The sequence below is a fragment of the Bacillus sp. AF62 genome, from assembly GCF_050312695.1.
Lineage (GTDB): Bacteria > Bacillota > Bacilli > Bacillales > Bacillaceae_G > Bacillus_A > Bacillus_A cereus.
Map to the genome: position 1 here is coordinate 1 of NZ_JBNPJZ010000041.1, position 13,307 is coordinate 13,307.

Below are 13,307 nucleotides of genomic sequence, written 5' to 3' on the forward strand. Positions count from 1 at the left end.
CCAGTCGGTCCAGTCGGTCCAGTCGGTCCAGTCGGTCCAGTCGGTCCAGTCGGTCCAGTCGGTCCAGTCGGTCCAGTTGGCCCCGTAGGCCCCGTAGGTCCAGTTGGCCCGGTAGGTACAGTCGGCCCCGTAGGCCCCGTAGGTCCAGTCGGTCCAGTTGGCCCGGTCGGCCCAGTCGGAAGGGTAAACGGTGGTATCGGTGGTAATGTAGGTCCTACAAGATTAGGGTCAAATGCACTAGCTGATAAAGATTCATCGGGATTTAATCCATTTGAATAATTATTATTTGACATAAATTCACCTCCATAAAGCGTTCATTATATAGTAGATGCAAAACCGAAAGAAAATGACACGGACATTTGAATTATTGAAAAGAAATCTTAAACTACTTGAACAATTTAAAAAAATGGAAAGTTTAGTATATGTATAACATATGATTGATTTGGAAGAGGGTGATTATGTTGAACAAGCAAGGAATTACAATTAGTCTATGTATGATTGTTCGAGATGAGGAGGAGACAATAGCCCGTTGTTTAGACACAGTTGAAAAAATTGTGGATGAAATTATAGTGGTTGATACAGGCTCCGTCGATCGAACGAAAGAAATCGTAGAGAAATACACTTCTAACATATATGATTTCCAGTGGATTGATGATTTTGCAGCAGCAAGAAATTTTTCTTTTTCAAAAGCGACGCAAGAGTATATATTGTGGCTAGATGCAGATGACGTATTATTAGAAGATGCTCAAGAAGCATTGAAACTTTTAAAAAGAGAATTAGATCCTAAAATTGATGCTGTTTCGATGCCTTATCATCTTGCGATGGATTCTAACGGGAAACCTTTATATTGTACAAAAAGAAATCGACTTGTAAAGCGTGAAAAACAATTCCAATGGTTTGGAAAGGTTCATGAGTATTTAGCTATTTCTGGTGAGGTTTTTAGTAGTAATGTTGCTATTACACATAAAAAAGAAAAAAAAGTAACAAATCGTAATTTGAAAATTTTTCAAAATACTGTAGCGGCAGGAGAAGAATTGAGTCCGAGAGATTTATTTTATTACGCAAATGAATCTACGGATAACCAAAAATATGATGATGCAGTTCTTCTATATGAAACATTTCTTAATCAAGACGAAGGATGGTATGAAGAAAAAATTTATGCATGTGGTAAGTTAGGAGATTGCTATGCAAAGCTCGGAATGTGGGAGAAGGCAATCGAATCTTGTGTGAAGTCGTTTCGGTATGGCGTCCCTAGAGGAGAGAATTGTACAAGAATAGGATATATATATATGGAACAAGAAAAATATAATGAAGCGATATTTTGGTTTAAACTTGCAACGGAAGTACCAATGGCAACGGAAAGTCCTTTCCATAGTCCAGCTAGCTACACATGGCTACCCTATTTACAAATATGTATTTGTTATAGCAGGTTAGGGGAGCAGGATAAAGCGTATTATTACAATGAATTAGCAGCTTCTTATGTTCCGAATAATGCTGCAATTGAATATAACCGTAAATATTTTCGGGGAGTTTTTGATAAACCATATAAAGTGTAATAGGTTTCGTTTTTTAGAAATGATTTATCGTTATTCTAACTCTAATAGATTGGTTATATATTAGAGTATCAGTAACGTAACCAATATAAATAAAAGGTTTTATACTACTATTTGTGGGCTAATAATCAGTGGGGGATGAACAAAATCTGCACTTTATAGAATTCATATGAGATTTATATTTCTAATTCAATTTGCATAAGGAGTGTGTGAAATGAGTCGCGAAAAAAGTTCTTTATATGAAGAAAAATCCGAGCATTATTATAATGCAGCGAATCCGAATTTATTAAAGCATATAAAAAAGGAATGGAAAGAAGTTCTTGATATTGGTTGCTCGAGCGGTGCATTGGGAGCAGCTATTAAAGAAAACGGTACACGTGTATCAGGAATTGAGGCATTTCCAGAGGCGGCAGAAAAAGCGAAGGAAAGACTAGATCATATTATTTTAGGGGATATAGAAAAAATAGATCTTCCTTATGAGGAGGGGCAATTTGATTGCGTCATATTTGGGGATGTATTAGAGCATTTATTTAATCCATGGGCTGTAATAGAAAAAGTAAAGCCATATATAAAGCAAAATGGTGTGATTTTAGCAAGTATACCAAACGTTGCTCATATTTCAGTATTAGCTCCCTTGCTTGCTGGAAATTGGACGTATACAGAATATGGTTTATTAGATAAAACACATATTCGTTTCTTTACATTCAATGAAATGCTAAGAATGTTTTTAAAAGCAGGATATTCAATTAGTAAAGTAGATCGTGTATATGTTGATCATAAAATGTATGAGCCGCTTATTGAGGAGTTATATGGAATTTGTAAAAAATATCGTCTTGGAAGTGGCTTCATGGCTGAGACAGTTGTATTTCAGTATATTATTGAAGCTGAAAAATCACAATTATGAGTGCTGCAGACAAAACAATATTATTTGTTACATGTATAAATGATCGGAAATTGTATGCAAACTGCGTGCGACATATATTGCAATTGTTAGTACCGCCAGGATATATTGTCCAATTTATGCCGATTCGAAATGCGAAAAGTATGACGAGTGGATACAATCAAGCCATTTCGCATCCAGCAAAGTATAAAGTGTATATACATCAAGATGTTTTTATTATAAATAGAGCCTTTTTATACGGATTACTTCAATTATTTGAGGAACATGAACATCTTGGTATGATTGGGATGGTTGGAGCGCAATATGTTCCTCCAACTGGTGTATGGAACGAAGGGCGTGGAATTGTAGGAAAGGTCATTGGTTATATGAATGATTTGTTTTATATGGCAAGTTTAGAACAACCGTATCATGAATCAAAAACATTTATTCCTGTAGAATGTATTGATGGTTTATTAATGGCGACACAATATGATGTTCCGTGGCGAGAAGACTTATTTGACGGATTTGATTTTTATGATGTATCTCAATCGTTTGAATTTAAAAAAGCAGGATATACAGTTGGTGTACCTGTACAGCGCGATGCTTGGTGTATCCATTATCATTTTGATGTGAATATGACGAACTATGAAAAGTATCGAAAAATATTTGTGGAACACTATATGTCAGATATAAATAAGGAAGAATAAAAGGGGGGACAAAAATGAAAGATCATACAATATTAGTCGTTGTTTGTGTAAATAATGAGGAGCTTTTCAAACAATGTGAGAGCCAAATAAGAAACATTTTTGTTCCCCCTGGTTATGTCGTACAAATTTTTCCGATACGAGATGCACAAAGTATGGCGAGTGCATACAACCGAGCCCTTTCATATCCAGCGAAATACAAAGTGTATATACATCAAGATACATATCTTATTAATCGAGACATGTTTTCTACACTTATATCTCTTTTTAAAGAAAATGAAAAGCTTGGTTTAATAGGAGTCGCTGGAGCTCAGTTTTTACCGAATAACGGGATATGGTGGGAAGGAAAAAATTTAGTAGGGAAAGTGATTGAGTATAGAAGACAGAATTATCAATTATTAAATTTAGATCAGGTTTTTTATGGTAATCAACCATTTTTGTCAGTTCAGGCAATTGATGGTTTATTCATGGCAACGCAGTATGATATTCCGTGGCGAGAAGATTTGTTTCAAGGGTTTCACTTTTATGATGTGTCACAGTCTTTAGAGTTTCAAAGGGCTGGTTATTTAATCGGTATCCCAAATCAAGCAAATTTATGGTGTATTCATTACAACGGGGATGAGTTTGATGCGGATACATATGAGAAGTACCGGAAAGTGTTTGTAGAACATTACAAAGATATATTATCTCCATCATAAAGGAGAGATGCAAAGTGAAAGGAATTATTTTAGCAGGTGGTACTGGATCTAGATTATATCCAATAACGAAAGTAACGAATAAACATTTACTTCCTGTTGGTCGGTATCCGATGATTTATCATGCGGTATATAAGCTAAAACAATGTGATATTACAGATATTATGATTATTACAGGTAAAGAGCATATGGGGGATGTTGTTAGCTTTTTAGGAAGTGGTCATGAATTTGGCGTGTCCTTTACGTATCGTGTGCAAGATAAAGCAGGCGGTATTGCACAGGCGTTAGGGCTTTGTGAAGATTTCGTCGGGAATGATCGTATGGTAGTTATATTAGGGGATAATATTTTTTCAGATGATATTCTTCCGTATGTTGAAGAGTTTGCAAATCAAAAAGAAGGTGCGAAAGTGCTATTGCAATCTGTAGAAGATCCCGAAAGATTTGGCGTAGCACATATTCAAAACCGAAAAATAGTTAAAATTGAAGAAAAGCCGAAAGAGCCGAAAAGTTCTTATGCGGTTACGGGAATTTATTTGTATGATTCGAAAGTCTTTTCTTATATTAAAGAATTAAAACCTTCTGCACGGGGAGAACTTGAAATTACAGATATAAATAATTGGTATTTAAAACGAGGGGTACTTACTTATAATGAAATGAGCGGCTGGTGGACTGATGCGGGAACTCATGCTTCGCTTCAAAAGGCGAATACGTTAGCACGGGGTATTAATTTTGGGAAACAGTTTAACGGAGAATAGGTGAGAATATGAAAGTTGTAGAAACAAATTTTACCGATGCAAAATTGTTAGAACCGAGGTTGTTTGGAGACGAGCGTGGCTTTTTTTCAGAGAGCTATAATAAGCAGGTGCTAGAAACATTAGGGATAACGTATTCATTTGTACAGGATAACGTATCTTATTCGGCTAAGGCAGGAACGATTCGGGGACTACACTTTCAAAAAAAACCGAAAGCACAAACGAAACTCATTCAAGTTATGCAAGGGGCAATTTATGATGTTATCGTTGATTTACGAAAAAAATCACCAACATTTAAACAATGGAAAGGATATATTTTAAGTGCAGATAACCATCGGCAGTTACTAGTGCCAAAAGGATTTGCGCATGGATTTTGCACGCTTGTCCCGCATACTATCGTTATGTATAAAGTAGATGAATATTATAGCGCAAAGCACGACTCTGGATTACTTTGGGAAGATAAAGATTTAGCAATTCCTTGGCCAGTAACAGATCCTATATTGTCCGATAAGGATCAGATATTGCCATTACTAGAGGAATATGAAGATAGTTTTTAAGTAGGAGAGTTGTTTATGAATATATTAGTAACAGGTGGGGCTGGATTTATTGGAAGTAATTTCGTTCATTACATGCTACAAAGTTATGAATCATATAAAATTATTAATTACGATGCATTAACATATAGCGGGAATTTAAATAACGTAAAATCTCTTCAGAATCACCCGAATTACTTTTTTGTAAAAGGAGAAATTCAAAATGGAGAGCTATTAGAATACGTTATAAAAGAGCGAGACGTACAAGTGATTGTAAATTTTGCAGCTGAATCACATGTGGACCGTAGTATTGAAAATCCGATTCCTTTTTATGATACAAATGTAATTGGGACGGTCACTTTATTAGAACTAGTTAAAAAATATTCGCATATAAAACTTGTGCAAGTATCAACGGATGAAGTGTATGGCTCTTTAGGGAAAACAGGGAAGTTCACAGAGACAACGCCGTTAGCTCCAAATAGTCCGTATTCTTCAAGTAAGGCGAGCGCGGACATGATAGCTTTATCTTACTATAAAACATATCAATTACCGGTTATAGTAACGCGTTGTTCTAATAATTATGGGCCGTACCAGTATCCCGAAAAATTAATTCCGTTAATGGTTACGAATGCACTGGAAGGAAAAAAACTACCATTATATGGTGATGGTTTAAATATAAGAGATTGGTTACATGTAACAGATCATTGCAGTGCGATTGACGTTGTGCTGCATAAGGGACGTGTAGGAGAAGTATATAATATAGGTGGCAATAATGAAAAAACAAATGTAGAAGTTGTGGAACAAATTATCACTCTTTTAGGAAAAACAAAAAAAGACATTGAATATGTTACAGATCGTTTAGGGCACGATCGTCGTTATGCGATTGATGCAGAGAAAATGAAGACTGAATTTGATTGGGAACCGAAATATACGTTTGAACAAGGATTACAAGAGACGGTGAAATGGTATGAAAAGAATAAGGAATGGTGGAAACCACTAAAAGACCAGTAAGGGGCATGTTACATGAAAGAGAGGGTTATCATAACAGGAGCAAACGGTCAATTAGGAAAGCAACTATTTGAAGAGTTAAACTCTGAAGAATATGATATATATCCATTTGATAAAAAGTTATTAGATGTGACAAATATATCCCGAATACAACAAGTAGTACAAGAAATAAAACCACATATAATTATTCATTGTGCTGCCTATACGAAAGTAGATCATGCGGAGAAAGAACAGGATCTTGCATATAGAATAAATGCAATCGGAGCTAGAAATGTAGCGGTTGCTTCACAATTAGTAGGGGCGAAGCTAGTTTATATTAGTACTGATTATGTATTTCAAGGCGCTAGACCAGATGGATACGACGAATTTCATAGTCCAGCGCCGATAAATATATATGGAGCCTCTAAGTATGCGGGGGAGCAGTTCGTCAAAGAGTTACATAATAAATATTTTATCGTTCGCACATCGTGGCTATATGGTAAATATGGAAATAATTTCGTGAAAACGATGATGCGATTAGGAAAAGAAAGAGATGAAATATCTGTTGTAGCGGATCAAGTTGGCTCGCCTACGTATGTGGCGGATTTAAATATGGTTATTAATAAGCTCATTCATACTTCTTTATACGGTACATACCACGTATCAAACAGAGGCTCATGCTCTTGGTTTGAATTTGCACAAAAGATATTTTCGTATGCAAATATGAAAGTGAATGTATTACCTGTTTCAACGGAAGAATTCGGGGCTGCAGCTGCGAGGCCCAAATATTCTATTTTTCAACACAACATGCTACGATTAAATGGTTTTTCACAAATGCCTTCTTGGGAAGAAGGATTAGAGCGGTTTTTTATAGAAACCAAAAGTCATTAACAACTTTCTGTTAATGACTTTTTTGTTTGCCTTTAAGCGGTTTTATGGTACTATAATTATAGTATCAGGTACTAATAACAAGTATAAGTATTTCTGGGAGGATATATCATGGAACTATTACAAGGGAAAACATTTGTTGTTATGGGCGTTGCGAACCAAAGAAGTATTGCATGGGGAATTGCTCGCTCTTTGCATAATGCAGGTGCAAAATTAATATTCACATATGCAGGAGAACGTTTAGAAAGAAATGTTCGTGAATTAGCGGACACATTAGAAGGACAAGAATCACTTGTATTACCTTGTGATGTAACGAATGATGAGGAACTTACAGCTTGCTTTGAAACAATTAAACAAGAAGTAGGTACTATTCACGGTGTAGCACATTGTATTGCTTTTGCAAATCGCGATGACTTAAAAGGTGAATTTGTAGATACTTCTCGCGATGGATTTTTACTTGCACAAAATATTAGTGCATTCTCTTTAACAGCTGTAGCAAGAGAAGCGAAGAAAGTAATGACAGAAGGCGGAAATATTTTAACGTTAACATACCTTGGCGGCGAGCGCGTTGTGAAAAATTATAACGTTATGGGTGTTGCGAAAGCTTCATTAGAAGCGAGCGTGAAATATTTAGCGAACGATTTAGGTCAACATGGTATTCGCGTCAACGCTATTTCTGCAGGACCAATTCGTACGTTATCTGCAAAAGGTGTAGGCGATTTCAACTCAATCTTAAGAGAAATTGAGGAGCGCGCACCACTTCGTCGTACAACAACTCCAGAAGAAGTTGGCGATACAGCAGTATTCCTATTCAGTGATTTAGCACGCGGTGTAACAGGAGAAAACATTCACGTTGATTCAGGGTATCATATCCTAGGATAAATATAATATTAATTTTTAAAGGACAATCTCTAAATGCTGAGATTGTCCTTTTTATTTGTTCTGAGAAAGAACGATTTTTAACGAAAGTTCTTACCACGTGATGAATATAACTATAATAGTACACGATTTATTCAGCTACGTATGGAAGTGGGAGGGACGAGTGTGAAGAATAAAAATAAAAGTTCAACAGTTGGAAAACCGTTGTTATATATTGCGCAAGTGAGTTTAGAACTTGCTGCACCGAAAATAAAAAGGATTATCCTGACAAACTTTGAAAATGAAGATCAAAAAGAGCAAAGTAATAGACAAGAAAATATTGTAAGCAGTGCTGTGGAAGAGGTAATAGAGCAAGAACAACAAGAAGAGCAGCAAGTGGAAGAAAAAATAGAAGAAGAGGAAAAAGAAGAACAGACAGAGCAAGAACAGCCAGAACAGCAAGAGCCAGTAAGAACTGTCCCGTATAATAAATCATTTAAGGATATGAATAATGATGAAAAAATTCATTTTTTATTAAACCGCCCTCATTACATTCCGAAAGTAAGGTGCAGAATAAAAACAGCTACAGTTTCTTATGTTGGATCGATCATATCGTATCGTAATGGCATTGTATCTATTATGCCGCAAAATAGTATGAGAGATATTAGGTTGTCTATAGATGATATCCAATCGATTAGTATGGCCGGCTTTTAAATATGTAAAGGTGGTAGAATGCTTCTACCACCCCAATAGTTTTTTAGTTTACTTTACGATAGAAACGTCGCGTAAGCATTGAATCGCACAGAAACAGCTTAAATCAACAGTAAGGCAAGTAGTTGTCGATATTAATCTTGCATTTGGTACAGCTAAAAACGTACAAATTGGATCGTCACCAGGTGGTACTGGAGTACCGTCACCTAATACTACAGTTAATACACGTAGCACAGCACAGCTATCATCATCTACGCTTTCCACACGGAAAATTGGAGATCGGCAGCTAGTAAGGCTTGCTGATGGTGCAAATGCTTCAAAAGGTTCTCCAGTTTTTGTGTATAAAATAAAAGGGCGTGTATTTGCTACTGATGCAGTATTATGTGCACCTAAGAATGGGATTTCACAACCAGATCCACATGTTGTTGTAGAACAATCTTGTAATTCATTGATGAATTTTACAACGTCAACTACACAATGAGAAGAGCCATGGTGTTTATTTTCGTTACAACTCATTAATGTCACTCCTTATCTTCTTGTTTGTATTTACATTAATAAGATATTGGAGTCGAGGAGATTTGGTCACAATCTCAAGACCTTTTTTTTTAAATAGGCGAAAGAGGATAAGGGAAGGTGGAATTATGCTGTTTACAAGCTGGCTTTTATTTTTTATTTTTGCGTTAGCTGCTTTTAGGCTCACTCGTTTAATTGTATATGATAAAATAACAGCCTTTTTGCGAAGACCATTTATTGATGAATTAGAGATTACGGAGCCGGATGGAAGTGTATCAACGTTTACAAAAGTTAAAGGTAATGGATTAAGAAAGTGGATTGGCGAATTATTAAGCTGTTATTGGTGTACAGGTGTATGGGTTAGTGCTTTTTTATTAGTTTTATATAATTGGATTCCTATCGTTGCGGAGCCGTTACTTGCATTATTAGCCATTGCAGGAGCAGCAGCAATCATTGAAACAATTACAGGATATTTTATGGGAGAATAATATATTTTCATAATACGAGAAAAAGCGGAGTTTAAAAGAATGAGGGAACGGAAATAAAGAGTTGTTCATATAGTAAATAGACAGAATTGACAGTAGAGGAGATGTTTGCTGTGAGCAATAATCCAAGGCAAAATTCATATGACCTGCAGCAGTGGTATCATATACAGCAACAACACCAAGCACAACAACAGGCATATCAAGAACAATTACAACAACAAGGATTTGTGAAGAAAAAGGGATGCAATTGTGGGAAAAAGAAGAACGCAATAAAACAATATGAAGAATGAAACACTCATGCTACTGTGAGTGTTTTTTATTATATATAAAAAGCGGTATTTCTGTATTAGAAATACCGCTTTTTACTAACTAATTTGTGCAACTGTTAATGCTGCTGCGCGGATGTCTACAGTTCCAATTAACTGAACTGGCACAATTTGAATTAAGTCACCAGGATTTAAGTTAATAAGAATAACACCACTGGATACATCTACTTCACCAGTACCAATAACGTTAGAACGAACTGCTGTACCTGATCCAGGAATAATGTTAGCTGGCGTATTTAATGATAAGAAGAAACGACCAGCTTCTGGTGCAACAGGTGAGTTATCAAGACTAATTGTTAATGTATAACTGATTTGATAAATACCAGCTCGTAGAATTCGAATGCCATCTCCGACACTTACTGTATCGTTGATTACAGGAACAGTAATATTTGGATTTGGACTTACGCTAGGTAATAATAGTGGTGTAAATAGTGAAGCAAACTGAGGTGCAGAAGCATTGAAAGCAAAACCAAAGGCAGGTAGTGTACTAGCTGGCTTCGCCTCACAATCGATTTTAGTAAATTCGCAATCAGAAGAGAACATGTTTTTCACTCCTTTATCTGTTTCTACTTTCAGTTAATGAAAAGGACAGGTTCTATGTTCTAGACAAGTTCCCAATTTTAAGAAATTTACATAAGAATACTCTTTAAGCATGGATTGGGTGGCAGAATTATCTGCCACCCAATCCATGCTTAACTCATTATTTAGTTTTAAATAGAAACATCGCGTAAGCATTGAATAGCGCAGAAGCAACTTAAATCAACAGTAATGCAAGTGGAGGTTGATATTAGTCTTGCATTTGGTACAGCTAAAAACGTACAGATTGGGTCGTCACCAGGTGGTACAGCGGTACCATCACCTAAAACTACAGTTAATACACGCAATACAGCACAGTCATCATCATCTATACTTTCTACGCGGAAAATAGGAGATCGGCAACTAGTAAGGCTTGAAGATGGTGCGAATGCTTCAAAAGGTTCTCCAGTTTTTGTGTATAAAATAAAAGGACGTGTATTAGCTACTGATGCATTGTTATGTGCACCTAAAAATGGAACTTCGCAACCAGATCCACATGTTGTCGTTGCACATTCTTGTAGTTCATGTATAAAACGAACAACATTCGATACACAGTTGAAATCACACTCATGTTGATGATCTTCATTACAATTGCAGCTCATTATGTTCACTCCTTCTCGTGAGTTCTGACATACACTATTACAATATGAGTGGGTTATGGTTGATATTACGTTAATTCTTATGATAAAAATAAGGAATTTATATAGGAGGGATGTACATAACGCATTATAAAAAAAGACATCCTTATTTAGTGGATGTCTTTTCAGGTAAATCTTTTCGCACAGTATATAAAAAACGAGATATATCTAATTTCTTTCCTCTGAAAAATTGCGGAGAAGAAATGTAAAGTTCTTCTTTCGCACGTGTAATGGCGACATAAAGTAATCGGCGTTCTTCTTCTAATGCTTCAGAAGTTTCCGTAACACGATCATTTGCATCTTTTAAAGAAGAAGTATGCGGCAGGATCCCATCACTCGCTCCAAGTAAAAAGACACATGGAAATTCAAGGCCTTTTGCGTTATGAATTGACATAAGTGAAACGGCATCTTTTTGCGGCATTGTTTTTAATGCTTCCATTTCTTTTTGACCTTGAATCGCTTCGTCAATAAATTGTAAATAAGCTGGAATATCGGTGAAACGAGTTGCAGACTCCATTAATTCTTCCAACATTTCTTCTTGTATGTCTTTATGCATCGTAAAGGAAGAACGATCGTTACTTTGTAAGTACTCTAAATATTTTCCTTTACCATGAATGATTTCTTTTAATGCTTTTTTCGGTTCTAATTCTTTAATAAATTTAATAAAATCAATACGCTCATTTACCTTTTTCACTTGAAAAGGTTTTAAGCTCGGATTTAATAATAAGAAATGAAGAAGAGAAGGAAAACGGCCTTCACCATATTTCCATTGTTCACGCTCAATAAATGAAATACAATCATCACGTCCGATATACATCGTCGGCAATATGTTTGAAAGTGATTCTAGTCGAAACGGCTCAATCACGAGTCTTAAATGATCTAATACAGGCTTAATTAAAGAATGTTCATAAAATGATTGGCTCGCCCCGTGTTTAATAAACGGGATTTTATGAATGGTAAGCTGATCAAGTAACGAACGGCTTACAGAATGTGTGCGATATAGTAAACAAAAATCTTTATAGTTTCGTTCACCGCTATCTACTTTTTCTTGAATGAGCTGTAAAATTTGATTTGCTTCATCAAGAGTCGTAGCAGGTCTTGCATAAAAAGGTTGTACACCTTCCTCACGAACGGAGTATAGCTCTTTATCAAAACGTTCTTGATTTAATTTTATAACTTCATTTCCAAGCCCGACGATAAAGGGATTAGATCGATAATTCGTATTTAGTGCAATGATTGTTGTGTTATCAAATTCTTTTGGAAAAGATAAAATAATTTGGTGACTTGCCCCTCGCCAGCCATAGATAGCTTGATCATCATCACCTGCGATGAACAAATTATTTCTTGGTGTGGCTAACAATTTTACAATTTCATATTGTGCATACGATGTATCTTGAAACTCATCTACTTCAATGTAGTGAAAACGTTGTTGTAATTGAGTTAGTAAAGGAGCATTATTTTCTAACATATAATATGTTTCCAATAAGATGTCATCGAAATCAATATAATTGTATCGTTGTTTTACTTCTTCAAAACGTTCATATACTTCTTTAAATTCTTGTTCCACTGGTGTTTTCGCTTTTACATCTTTCGGACGATTTAATTTGTTTTTTTCAAGTGAAATCATCGCGAGTATCGTTTCCGCATCATAATCGTCTTTTAAACGCAATTCTTTTAAGATTTTCTTTATCATAATTTGTTTATGTTTTTCATTTGCTAAAATTTGCTGATTATACCCTTGACTACGAAGCAATTTTAAGAAAACAGAGTGGAATGTACCAGCAACAACATAGCTACTTGCTGCATGATTCATACCTGGTAACTTCGCAACACGACTTCGGATTTCTTCAGCTGCTTTTTGTGTAAATGTAAGTAATAAAATATTTCGTGGATGAACTTGTTTTACATTTACTAAATAACCAACGCGAGTTGTTAAAACAGATGTTTTCCCGCTTCCAGCACCAGCTAGTGTGAGAACAGGACCTTCTGTTGTGCGCACGGCTTCTAATTGTTTTTCGTTTAAAAAAACATTTTGTTGTTCGAGAGCGCGGAAATAAGCCGCATCTACATCTTCTTCCATAATTAAATGGGTAGATGTTTTCGGAATATGATATGTCGCACGCGGAATATCAGCGTGTGTTAACGATTTTTGTGAAAATTTTTCTTGTGTCATATGTTCACCTTCAAAACTATAGCATCAACATTTAA

Annotated in this window: 16 protein-coding genes and 1 pseudogene; 12 read left to right on the top strand and 5 right to left on the bottom strand. The window is 35.7% G+C overall.

Annotated elements, in window-relative coordinates; translation table 11 throughout:
* A pseudogene (gene bclA, locus ACQRBL_RS05855) lies at positions 1 to 293 on the bottom strand (collagen-like exosporium glycoprotein BclA); the annotation flags it as partial.
* Positions 294 to 458: 165 nt separating this feature from the next.
* Here bclA and ACQRBL_RS05860 point away from each other — a divergent pair.
* The 10 genes from ACQRBL_RS05860 to ACQRBL_RS05905 all read left to right on the top strand — a co-directional run bounded on the left by ACQRBL_RS05860 (position 459) and on the right by ACQRBL_RS05905 (position 8,564).
* Entirely contained in the window at positions 459 to 1,556 is a 1,098-nt protein-coding gene (locus tag ACQRBL_RS05860; RefSeq protein ID WP_411995819.1) for a glycosyltransferase, read from the top strand.
* 211 nt (positions 1,557 to 1,767) lie between these two features.
* Positions 1,768 to 2,457 carry a class I SAM-dependent methyltransferase gene (locus ACQRBL_RS05865; RefSeq protein ID WP_000085804.1) on the top strand — a complete coding sequence of 230 codons (690 nt, stop codon included), beginning with the start codon at positions 1,768 to 1,770 and terminating at the stop codon, positions 2,455 to 2,457.
* Positions 2,454 to 3,140, top strand: coding sequence for a glycosyltransferase family protein (locus ACQRBL_RS05870; RefSeq protein WP_001271180.1), 687 nt, complete (start codon positions 2,454 to 2,456; stop codon positions 3,138 to 3,140). The genes ACQRBL_RS05865 and ACQRBL_RS05870 overlap by 4 nt, the downstream gene beginning before the upstream one ends.
* Before the next feature lie 14 nt (positions 3,141 to 3,154).
* On the top strand, positions 3,155 to 3,835 hold the full coding sequence (locus ACQRBL_RS05875) for a glycosyltransferase family protein (RefSeq protein ID WP_000651524.1): 681 nt from the start codon (positions 3,155 to 3,157) through the stop codon (positions 3,833 to 3,835).
* A gap of 14 nt (positions 3,836 to 3,849) precedes the next feature.
* Positions 3,850 to 4,587 carry a sugar phosphate nucleotidyltransferase gene (locus tag ACQRBL_RS05880; protein WP_000676162.1) on the top strand — a complete coding sequence of 246 codons (738 nt, stop codon included), beginning with the start codon at positions 3,850 to 3,852 and terminating at the stop codon, positions 4,585 to 4,587.
* A gap of 8 nt (positions 4,588 to 4,595) precedes the next feature.
* Positions 4,596 to 5,141: a dTDP-4-dehydrorhamnose 3,5-epimerase gene (gene rfbC / locus ACQRBL_RS05885; protein ID WP_000869417.1), complete on the top strand. Its 546-nt coding sequence runs from the start codon at positions 4,596 to 4,598 to the stop codon at positions 5,139 to 5,141.
* 15 nt (positions 5,142 to 5,156) lie between these two features.
* Positions 5,157 to 6,128: a dTDP-glucose 4,6-dehydratase gene (rfbB, locus tag ACQRBL_RS05890; RefSeq protein ID WP_078993520.1), complete on the top strand. Its 972-nt coding sequence runs from the start codon at positions 5,157 to 5,159 to the stop codon at positions 6,126 to 6,128.
* Between the two features lie 12 nt (positions 6,129 to 6,140).
* A complete protein-coding gene (rfbD, locus tag ACQRBL_RS05895) occupies positions 6,141 to 6,995 on the top strand; it encodes a dTDP-4-dehydrorhamnose reductase (protein ID WP_000664659.1) in 855 nt (284 codons plus the stop codon).
* A 108-nt stretch (positions 6,996 to 7,103) separates the two neighbouring features.
* Entirely contained in the window at positions 7,104 to 7,874 is a 771-nt protein-coding gene (fabI, locus tag ACQRBL_RS05900) for an enoyl-ACP reductase FabI (RefSeq protein ID WP_000421885.1), read from the top strand.
* A gap of 141 nt (positions 7,875 to 8,015) precedes the next feature.
* Entirely contained in the window at positions 8,016 to 8,564 is a 549-nt protein-coding gene (locus tag ACQRBL_RS05905) for a spore coat CotO family protein (protein WP_081366311.1), read from the top strand.
* Positions 8,565 to 8,612: 48 nt separating this feature from the next.
* On the opposite strand, the gene exsY is transcribed toward ACQRBL_RS05905, so the two are convergent.
* Positions 8,613 to 9,077, bottom strand: coding sequence for an exosporium assembly protein ExsY (exsY, locus tag ACQRBL_RS05910; protein ID WP_001277739.1), 465 nt, complete (start codon positions 9,075 to 9,077; stop codon positions 8,613 to 8,615).
* A gap of 125 nt (positions 9,078 to 9,202) precedes the next feature.
* On the opposite strand from exsY, the gene ACQRBL_RS05915 reads away from it, so the two are divergent.
* Entirely contained in the window at positions 9,203 to 9,562 is a 360-nt protein-coding gene (locus tag ACQRBL_RS05915; RefSeq protein WP_000899664.1) for a DUF1360 domain-containing protein, read from the top strand.
* A gap of 101 nt (positions 9,563 to 9,663) precedes the next feature.
* The gene (locus tag ACQRBL_RS05920; RefSeq protein WP_023521433.1) at positions 9,664 to 9,849 is read left to right on the top strand and encodes a hypothetical protein; all 186 of its coding nucleotides are present in this window, start codon (positions 9,664 to 9,666) and stop codon (positions 9,847 to 9,849) included.
* A 75-nt stretch (positions 9,850 to 9,924) separates the two neighbouring features.
* On the opposite strand, the gene exsF is transcribed toward ACQRBL_RS05920, so the two are convergent.
* From exsF to ACQRBL_RS05935, 3 genes are all read right to left on the bottom strand, one after another.
* Positions 9,925 to 10,428, bottom strand: a complete 504-nt coding sequence (gene exsF / locus ACQRBL_RS05925; protein WP_000492939.1) for an exosporium protein ExsF — start codon at positions 10,426 to 10,428, stop codon at positions 9,925 to 9,927.
* A gap of 167 nt (positions 10,429 to 10,595) precedes the next feature.
* A complete protein-coding gene (gene cotY / locus ACQRBL_RS05930) occupies positions 10,596 to 11,063 on the bottom strand; it encodes a spore coat protein CotY (RefSeq protein WP_001277719.1) in 468 nt (155 codons plus the stop codon).
* 142 nt (positions 11,064 to 11,205) lie between these two features.
* Entirely contained in the window at positions 11,206 to 13,272 is a 2,067-nt protein-coding gene (locus ACQRBL_RS05935; RefSeq protein WP_000191194.1) for an ATP-dependent helicase, read from the bottom strand.
* Positions 13,273 to 13,307 lie beyond the last annotated feature (35 nt).

Excerpts from the sequence above, each read along its gene's own strand:
- ACQRBL_RS05860 (WP_411995819.1), top strand. The coding sequence starts at position 459 with ATGTTGAACAAGCAAGGAATTACAATTAGTCTATGTATGATTGTTCGA.
- ACQRBL_RS05865 (WP_000085804.1), top strand. The coding sequence starts at position 1,768 with ATGAGTCGCGAAAAAAGTTCTTTATATGAAGAAAAATCCGAGCATTAT.
- ACQRBL_RS05870 (WP_001271180.1), top strand. The coding sequence starts at position 2,454 with ATGAGTGCTGCAGACAAAACAATATTATTTGTTACATGTATAAATGAT.
- ACQRBL_RS05875 (WP_000651524.1), top strand. The coding sequence starts at position 3,155 with ATGAAAGATCATACAATATTAGTCGTTGTTTGTGTAAATAATGAGGAG.
- rfbC (WP_000869417.1), top strand. The coding sequence starts at position 4,596 with ATGAAAGTTGTAGAAACAAATTTTACCGATGCAAAATTGTTAGAACCG.
- rfbB (WP_078993520.1), top strand. The coding sequence starts at position 5,157 with ATGAATATATTAGTAACAGGTGGGGCTGGATTTATTGGAAGTAATTTC.
- rfbD (WP_000664659.1), top strand. The coding sequence starts at position 6,141 with ATGAAAGAGAGGGTTATCATAACAGGAGCAAACGGTCAATTAGGAAAG.
- fabI (WP_000421885.1), top strand. The coding sequence starts at position 7,104 with ATGGAACTATTACAAGGGAAAACATTTGTTGTTATGGGCGTTGCGAAC.
- ACQRBL_RS05905 (WP_081366311.1), top strand. The coding sequence starts at position 8,016 with ATGGAAGTGGGAGGGACGAGTGTGAAGAATAAAAATAAAAGTTCAACA.
- exsY (WP_001277739.1), bottom strand. The coding sequence starts at position 9,077 with ATGAGTTGTAACGAAAATAAACACCATGGCTCTTCTCATTGTGTAGTT.
- ACQRBL_RS05915 (WP_000899664.1), top strand. The coding sequence starts at position 9,203 with ATGCTGTTTACAAGCTGGCTTTTATTTTTTATTTTTGCGTTAGCTGCT.
- ACQRBL_RS05920 (WP_023521433.1), top strand. The coding sequence starts at position 9,664 with ATGTTTGCTGTGAGCAATAATCCAAGGCAAAATTCATATGACCTGCAG.
- exsF (WP_000492939.1), bottom strand. The coding sequence starts at position 10,428 with ATGTTCTCTTCTGATTGCGAATTTACTAAAATCGATTGTGAGGCGAAG.
- cotY (WP_001277719.1), bottom strand. The coding sequence starts at position 11,063 with ATGAGCTGCAATTGTAATGAAGATCATCAACATGAGTGTGATTTCAAC.
- ACQRBL_RS05935 (WP_000191194.1), bottom strand. The coding sequence starts at position 13,272 with ATGACACAAGAAAAATTTTCACAAAAATCGTTAACACACGCTGATATT.